We start from the raw sequence: 6,626 nt of genomic DNA, 5'->3' as shown, positions 1-6,626 counted from the left end.
GCCAAGTTCGAGCAGGGCAATCTGCTTCTCGGGCACCATGGCGAGATACCATACGAAGCAGAACGGCAGCAGCACGAACGAGGGCACAAGCCATTTCACGGACCAGCGCAGCACCTCCGTCTTCAGCTTCGGCTGGGCGTAGCTGTCGATGCGGCTCGCGGTGACGAAGGCCCACACGCCCGCGAGCGAGATACAGACGAGCGTGCGCAGCATGAGACTCGGGAAATACGTCGGATTGAACAAGGCATGCCAGAACCGCGACGACTCGTTGCCCGTGCCGGCCACTTCAAGCCAGCCCTGGCCGGGCGTAAGCATGAACGTGAGAATGCCGTTGATGACAACGAGGCTCATCCAGGCGGAACCGGCATAGACCCAGCCGATGGCGAGGTGCGCGCGGTCCGAAACGCGGCCCCACGTGTAGTAATAGACCGCGGCGGCCGTGATCTCAATCAAGAAAAACGTGTATTCGATGGCCCAGCCGAAAACAAAGTTGTGGATCAGCGTGCTGGTGCCTTCCGGGTTGACCAGCCCAATCGAGAACCAGATCCCCACGCCCGTCACCGTCCCGAATGCGGCCGTCAGCACCAGGAAGAACTTCGCGTGCCGCTGGATGATATCCATCCAGTCGTTGCGGCCTTCGCGCAGCGCCTTGCGTTCGGCCATGGGCAGGTAGAACCCGCCGCCGATCGCGAAGTGCGAGATCATGACGTGGATAATGGCGATCCCGCCGATCACCCACATGCCGCCGATGACCGGCACATCCCAGAGCGGATAATTCATCTCCGTTCTCCCAAATGCTTGCTGTCCTGGAACCCGGCTACAGCCGCGTCTCACCCAAAAGACTGGTTCGCTTCGAAGAGCCGGCGGATTTCACTCCGCAATGCTCCACACTTCCCAATACCCCATGACGGTCAGGCCGGCGAGCCCGAGCACGGCCGCAAGGCCGAACCACGTGGCCGTGCGCGCGCGGAGCGCGCCTGCTTTGCGCGTGTCATAGAAGGGGATCAGGCCCCAGAGCACGCCGCCGATTGAGAACAAGGCGATTCCGAGCAGTTCGCCGGCCATGCCCGGCACGTATTTGCCTATGACCTTCAGAGCCTGGAACTGGCTCATGAAATACCACTCGGGGTGGATGCCTTCGGGCGCGGCGGCCAGCGGGTCGGCCATCGGGCCCAGCGGCCAGGGATAAAGGAACGCGAGAATGGTCAGCACGTTGAGCGCGAAGAGCCACATCGCCAGGTCCTTCATCATGAAATTGGGGAAGAACGGAATCGAGCGCCGCCGCGGCTCGGACTTGAGCTCTTCGGACGGCGGCAGCGCACTGCCGTGCTTGAATACGAGCCAGAGATGGAACCCCAGCACGCCAAGAAATGCGAGCGGCAGCACGACGACGTGCAGCGCGAAGAAACGCTGGATCGTCACGCTCGACACGTCCGGCCCGCCTTGCACGAGCTTCTCGATAACCGGACCCATGCCCGGCAGGCTCTTCGGAATATTGAGGCCCACCTGCGTCGCGAAATAGGCCAAGTCGTCCATCGGCAGCAGATAGCCGCTGAATCCGAACACCATGGTGAGCCCGAGCAGGGCCAAACCGCTCCACCAGCCGAATTCGCGCGGTTTGCGGTATGCCTTCATGAAGAAGACGGAGAACATGTGGATGAATACGGCCAGCACCATCAAGTTTGCCGACCACGAATGGGCCGACCGGACCAGCCACCCGAAATCGATTTCGTAGGTGATTTCGCGCACGGAATCGTAAGCCTGCTCGCCGGGCCGGTAATACATGAGCAGCAGAATGCCGCTTACCAACTGGACGATAAAGAAGAAGAGCGACATGCCGCCCCAGTAGTACCAGAATGAATGCGCGTGATCGGGCACGGTCTTCTTCTTCGCGAAATCGAAGAACCAGTCCAGGCCAAGCCGGTCGTTCAGCCACGCGTAGACCGGGTTGCGCGGCGCGAGTTCAGATGCGTTTGACGATGACTGGGCCATCGGGGGTCTCCTCCACGACTTCAAACGGCGTCAGCGGTTTCGGCGGCGGCCCGCCCACATTCCTGCCGGTGCGGCTATCGTATTCGCCGCCGTGGCACGCGCAATGGATGTGGTCGCCCTCGGCCCGGTATTGAACCGTGCAGCCGAGATGCGTGCAGATCGCGGAGAAACAGACCTTCTGCCCATCCTTGTGATGGATCAGCATGGCGGGCTTGGGGCCGAATTTGAACATGAGCACCGACCCCGGCGGCGGTATGTTCTCGCGCGGAATGCTCACTTCCGTGATCTTGGCCAGCTCCGCGGCCTCTTCCGCCGGCGCGGCCAAGTAACGATAGACCGGATAGCCGAACGCGGCCGCGTAACACATGCCCACCGCGCCCAAGCCGGCGCGCGCCGTGAACTTGCGGCGCGTCAGCTCTTCCACTCCTTCTTCGATGGCGGGAACATAGCCGTTTGACGGTTCTTTTTCAGGCATAAGTCTCATCCACTCCTCTCGCGCGCGCGGCTACCACGGCCATCCCCGTCACCAGCCCCGCCGCCGCCACGAACAACACCAGGAAGAGGATTACAATGGACCAGTTCGTGTTGACCGCGCGGGCCGCCACGTTGAAGCCATGTTGCGCCAAGGCAAGGTCGCGGATACGGTCGCGAACCAACACCATCAGCAGGATGTTCAGAAACGCCACCGCGCCGCAGAGCGCCGGCAAGACCCACACGCGGCGGGCGGCGCTGACGGCTACGATGAGACCCAGCACGATCAAGAGGGCTGCGGTAGCCACCCAAGCAAATACCAGCATCCTGCTGAAACCGTCGCCCATCAGCGCGCCCCGGACCCCCGCCGCTTGCACATGGAAAACGCGCAGCGCCATGGCAATCTGCACGCCCGTAAACACGGCCAGCGCGAGGCCGCCCCGCCTGCGCAGCAGCAGCGTCGCCGATTCGGGCAGACGCGTCTTCATCCCGAGCAGCATGAGCCCGACCCCCGACACGCCCAGCGAACCCACCATCATGAACAGCCAGCGCGGCAGCACGGTGGGATCGCCCGCGTTGAGTTGTCTGCCGGCCGGATTGTTGCGGTACAGGTCAAGCCACGCGTCGGGCCGCAGCATCAGCGTCATGTTGTTGGTGTAGATAACGGCGATTTTCAGGATGACCGCCAGCGCGATCAGACCGAGCCAGGCAAAACCCGCGCCGTTTTCGGCCCGTTTCGCCATCATGTACAGGATGAAATACGCCGCGATGAGCAGGAAGATTACGCTGATCCAATAGACGCCGATAAGTACGCTCGAGGTGTACAGCGCGCGGCCGTACAGCACCTGGGCGAAGAGAAGCGGCGGAACGCCCAGATTGATCACGTACGCCATGACGATGGGCAGCCGGTGCGCCAGCGCACCGCTCGCATTCAAACGCGCCTCGTCCTGTCGAAAACGGCCCATCAACGCCCAGAACGCCGTAATCGCAAGCCCGCCCACAAGGAAATGTACGGCGGTAAAATGCAGCACCAGCGTGAGATTATGCAGCAACTTGAACAGCCACACCGGCGCGGGCAGCGGTATCGGGTCTACGGCGGGAAATGCATCCATGAGCGTATGGTCCTCCCGGCGCATTGCGCCCAGCATTGCTCCAGAGGCCCGTTGTCACGGTCAGAGCGTCAGAACCCCTGTACAACGGCCTTCATTCGCTAATAGTACCTATTATCGTTTAGATTCTAATCCCCAATTTCGTCCCCGATCAACTCCGGCACGCATACACAGGCATAGCGCCCCGCCACGCGCAATCGGAACACTAAGCATACAATGCCTGTGCCCAACACGCAAGAGCGACAGCGCGACCATCAGCGCGAATCGGAACATGCGTGAGGAGGCGGGTTGACCGAAATCGCGAGAGCCCCCTCTCGTTACACGCCCGGCCGCGGTACAACGCATCCCCAAGGCGCTCCGCGCCGGGAACTCCGAATGCCGAGCCGGTCACGCGGGCGTGTCCGACGGAACGTGGGACGCAAGGCGTTGTGAGATTGCCGCAGAGGTCTCTACTCCGGACGCACCTCCAGTTTGTGGCGCAGGGTGATGCTTTCGCCAGGGGCGAGGGTGGTGCGCCGCAACCAGAGTTCGGCCTCGAGGTCGTTCAGGTAGTCGGGATAGGCGTAGGCCCAGGCGAAATCGAGGGTGTCGTCGTCGAAGGTCTGCGTCACTTCGAGGCCCTTCGAGCCCGCAAATGTCCACGCGCCTTTCGGGGCCTGCTGATCGAGGTAGTGTTCGCCTTCGCGCAAGTTGGCGATAATCGGCGCCATGTCACGCGTGATTTCCGCGCCGGTGCGGTCCGTGAACCGGAGTTTCGTGGCATTCAAGTCGCCCAGATCGAGTTCCAGGTGGCTGCGCAGGGTCACCTCCTGCGGGTTGCCGGTTCCATTCAGCGCAGTAGCCGTGAATTCCACGATCGGTTCGCCCGGCAGGAGCCGGATTTCGCGGGTTACGTCGAGTCCGGCTACCTTCGATTGCAGTGTGACCGCATGTTCGGAGCGCTCCTTGACGGAGAACAACTCGAACATGCCGCTCATGCGGAAGATGCCGCCGATGCGCGTCTCCTCGCCGCCGCAGAAGGGGAAGAAGAGGCTGCGCGTCGTGTTGTGCGCGGTGATGCGCTGTCCCGTGGCGCGGTCCGTGATGCGCAGGGCGCGCCCGCCCAGGAAAGGCACGATGTCGATGGTCATATGCTCGTTTTCAATGGGCACGACTTCCATCGGCGCGTTCAGCGCCATACAAAGCATGACCATCTGTTGCGGGTCGCCTTCCATCTCGCGCAGCGTCGAGAATCCGTGGCGTTTCATGCGGTCGATGAATTCCGTCACCTCTGGCAACTGGGCGAAAGGCCCCGTAAACTTCAGGAGCCTGCCTTCGATGGCGTAGCCGTTGCGCGGAAACGTGCGCGCATAGGTCAGCGGCATACGGGTCACCTTCACGCGCTCCAGCAGTTCCGCATCCCCCGCGACGGCCCGCTCCGCCTCGTCGAAGAGCGCCGAGGCGCGTTCCAGGATTTCGTCCGTCAGATACCCCATTGCAGGGTTGGTGTACAGGTGCATGTGGATGTTATCGCGTTCGACCTTGTCGTGCAGCAGCGTGATGTATTCGTGGATCGGCTTCCCGGCGGGGCCGTAATAGCCATTCAGGAAACCGGCGATAATCGCCTCCGGGTCTTGGTCCGGGTTCCAGAGCAGTTGCATGCCATACCAGGGCCGCAACAGGCTGAACTCGCCGCCGGCGACCCCGCCCTGCAGGTAGATACCCTCGACGCCTATGTCGCGGTAGAACCGCATGTCCGCCGCCATGGCGCGCAGGTTCGGAAAGGGGTTGTAGTAATGGGCGAAATCCACGATGTAGTGCCAGACATAAAGGTGCTTGCACTGCCGGGACCACGCCAGCGCGCGCCGCTGGTAGTCCGCGTTCAGCGGGCAGGTGGCGATGGGATGGCTGTCGCAGGACGGAAACATGTGGCAGAGCCAGACGGCCACGTTGGGGTGCATCTGCACGTCTTTCGGCGGTTCTTCGGTGTACATGTAAGCGAGCGTGCCAATAAGTTTGTCCGGGTAGACCTTCGAGGTTCGCCCGGCGAGCTGGTTCAGGAACCAGTACTGTGTGCCGCCCATCGTCCCGTACTGCCGGTTGATCTCCATGCATTTCGCGCATTCGCAGTAGTTGTAGTAATCCATTTGCGAGAAATTGTGCTGGCGCACGCCGGGCATGTCCGCCATGCGCTGCAGCATGCGTTCCGTGACGATTTCGAGCACGTCCGGATTGGTCAGACATAGTTGCGTCTCGTATCTGCGCCGCACACCGCCGATCTCGGAGAAGTACTCGGGGTGCGTGGCGAAGAATTCGTCCGATGAGATAAAACGGAAATAGCTGTGGCACGTGCCGTCGAATGCGTACTGAATACCGCAGGGATTGTCCGCGCCGCCATCGCCCCTGTTGTCGCGCTGTCGCGCGCGAAACGCTTCGTCGGCACCCTGCCATTCATAGCTCGTGTTGCGCCAGAGAAACGCGGGCTTCACCAGGCGGTCCTCCTCCGGCAACGGCAATTCGGACACGCGCGGCGTCTTGGTGACGCCCGGCGCGTGCCAGCGCACGCCGAGGTGATTTTCGAGAAAGTCATAGACGCCGTAGAGCGTGCCCGCCGCGGGCGTGCCCGCGATCACCAGATGCGGCGGCACAGCACGGATAAGGTACCCCTGCTCGCCGAGCGCCGCGGGTTGCGGGTCTACGCCCAGCGACCGCGCGACGGACCCGCAGCCCAGCACGATCATCGGCGCGCCGCCCGGCGGCGCTTCCCGCAGGATCGGCAGCGTCACGCCCGTGCACGCCGCGAAATGCGCTTGCAGTTCCGTCGCCGCGTATGCTTCGGAGGGGCTCGCGCCCTCTTGCAGCACCACGCTGTACGCGCTTGCCCCGCCTTCGAGCAAGAAGGCGCCGCGCGCCTCGACAACCCCAGCGCACAGGAGCGCCGCCGCAAGACCAGTCAGAAACGCCCTTTGAATGCCCCGTAGCATGATGCTGCCCTCCTCTTGGTTCCTGGAAATTGGACCGGACGCAAGGCCGGAGTGTTTCAAGAGACGTGACGTTCATGGCCGGTCCGCGCCG

The 6,626-nt window shown here is 62.6% G+C and carries 5 protein-coding genes; all 5 read right to left on the bottom strand.

Annotated elements, in window-relative coordinates; translation table 11 throughout:
• Positions 1-780 (bottom strand): cytochrome ubiquinol oxidase subunit I (locus KA184_05655; GenBank protein MBP8129047.1); only part of this gene is annotated, 780 nt, incomplete at its 3' end.
• A 90-nt stretch (positions 781-870) separates the two neighbouring features.
• Positions 871-1,992 carry a cytochrome bc complex cytochrome b subunit gene (locus KA184_05650; protein ID MBP8129046.1) on the bottom strand — a complete coding sequence of 374 codons (1,122 nt, stop codon included), beginning with the start codon at positions 1,990-1,992 and terminating at the stop codon, positions 871-873.
• Positions 1,964-2,467, bottom strand: coding sequence for a Rieske (2Fe-2S) protein (locus tag KA184_05645; protein ID MBP8129045.1), 504 nt, complete (start codon positions 2,465-2,467; stop codon positions 1,964-1,966). Before KA184_05645 ends, KA184_05650 begins: the two co-directional genes overlap by 29 nt.
• Positions 2,460-3,575, bottom strand: coding sequence for a hypothetical protein (locus KA184_05640; GenBank protein MBP8129044.1), 1,116 nt, complete (start codon positions 3,573-3,575; stop codon positions 2,460-2,462). The genes KA184_05645 and KA184_05640 overlap by 8 nt, the downstream gene beginning before the upstream one ends.
• Positions 3,576-4,021: 446 nt before the next feature.
• Complete coding sequence (locus KA184_05635) at positions 4,022-6,535, bottom strand: DUF4838 domain-containing protein (GenBank protein ID MBP8129043.1); 2,514 nt, start codon at positions 6,533-6,535, stop codon at positions 4,022-4,024.
• Between the last annotated feature and the right edge of the window lie 91 nt (positions 6,536-6,626).

The organism is Candidatus Hydrogenedentota bacterium (assembly GCA_018005585.1).
In the GTDB taxonomy this organism is placed as follows: domain Bacteria; phylum Hydrogenedentota; class Hydrogenedentia; order Hydrogenedentales; family JAGMZX01; genus JAGMZX01.
The sequence above is the reverse complement of the archived record's forward strand: the minus strand, read 5'-3'. Positions and strand labels throughout refer to the sequence as shown.

Coding starts and splice junctions, on each gene's coding strand:
- KA184_05650 (MBP8129046.1), bottom strand. CDS start 1,992: ATGGCCCAGTCATCGTCAAACGCATCTGAACTCGCGCCGCGCAACCCG.
- KA184_05640 (MBP8129044.1), bottom strand. CDS start 3,575: ATGGATGCATTTCCCGCCGTAGACCCGATACCGCTGCCCGCGCCGGTG.
- KA184_05635 (MBP8129043.1), bottom strand. CDS start 6,535: ATGCTACGGGGCATTCAAAGGGCGTTTCTGACTGGTCTTGCGGCGGCG.
- KA184_05645 (MBP8129045.1), bottom strand. CDS start 2,467: ATGCCTGAAAAAGAACCGTCAAACGGCTATGTTCCCGCCATCGAAGAA.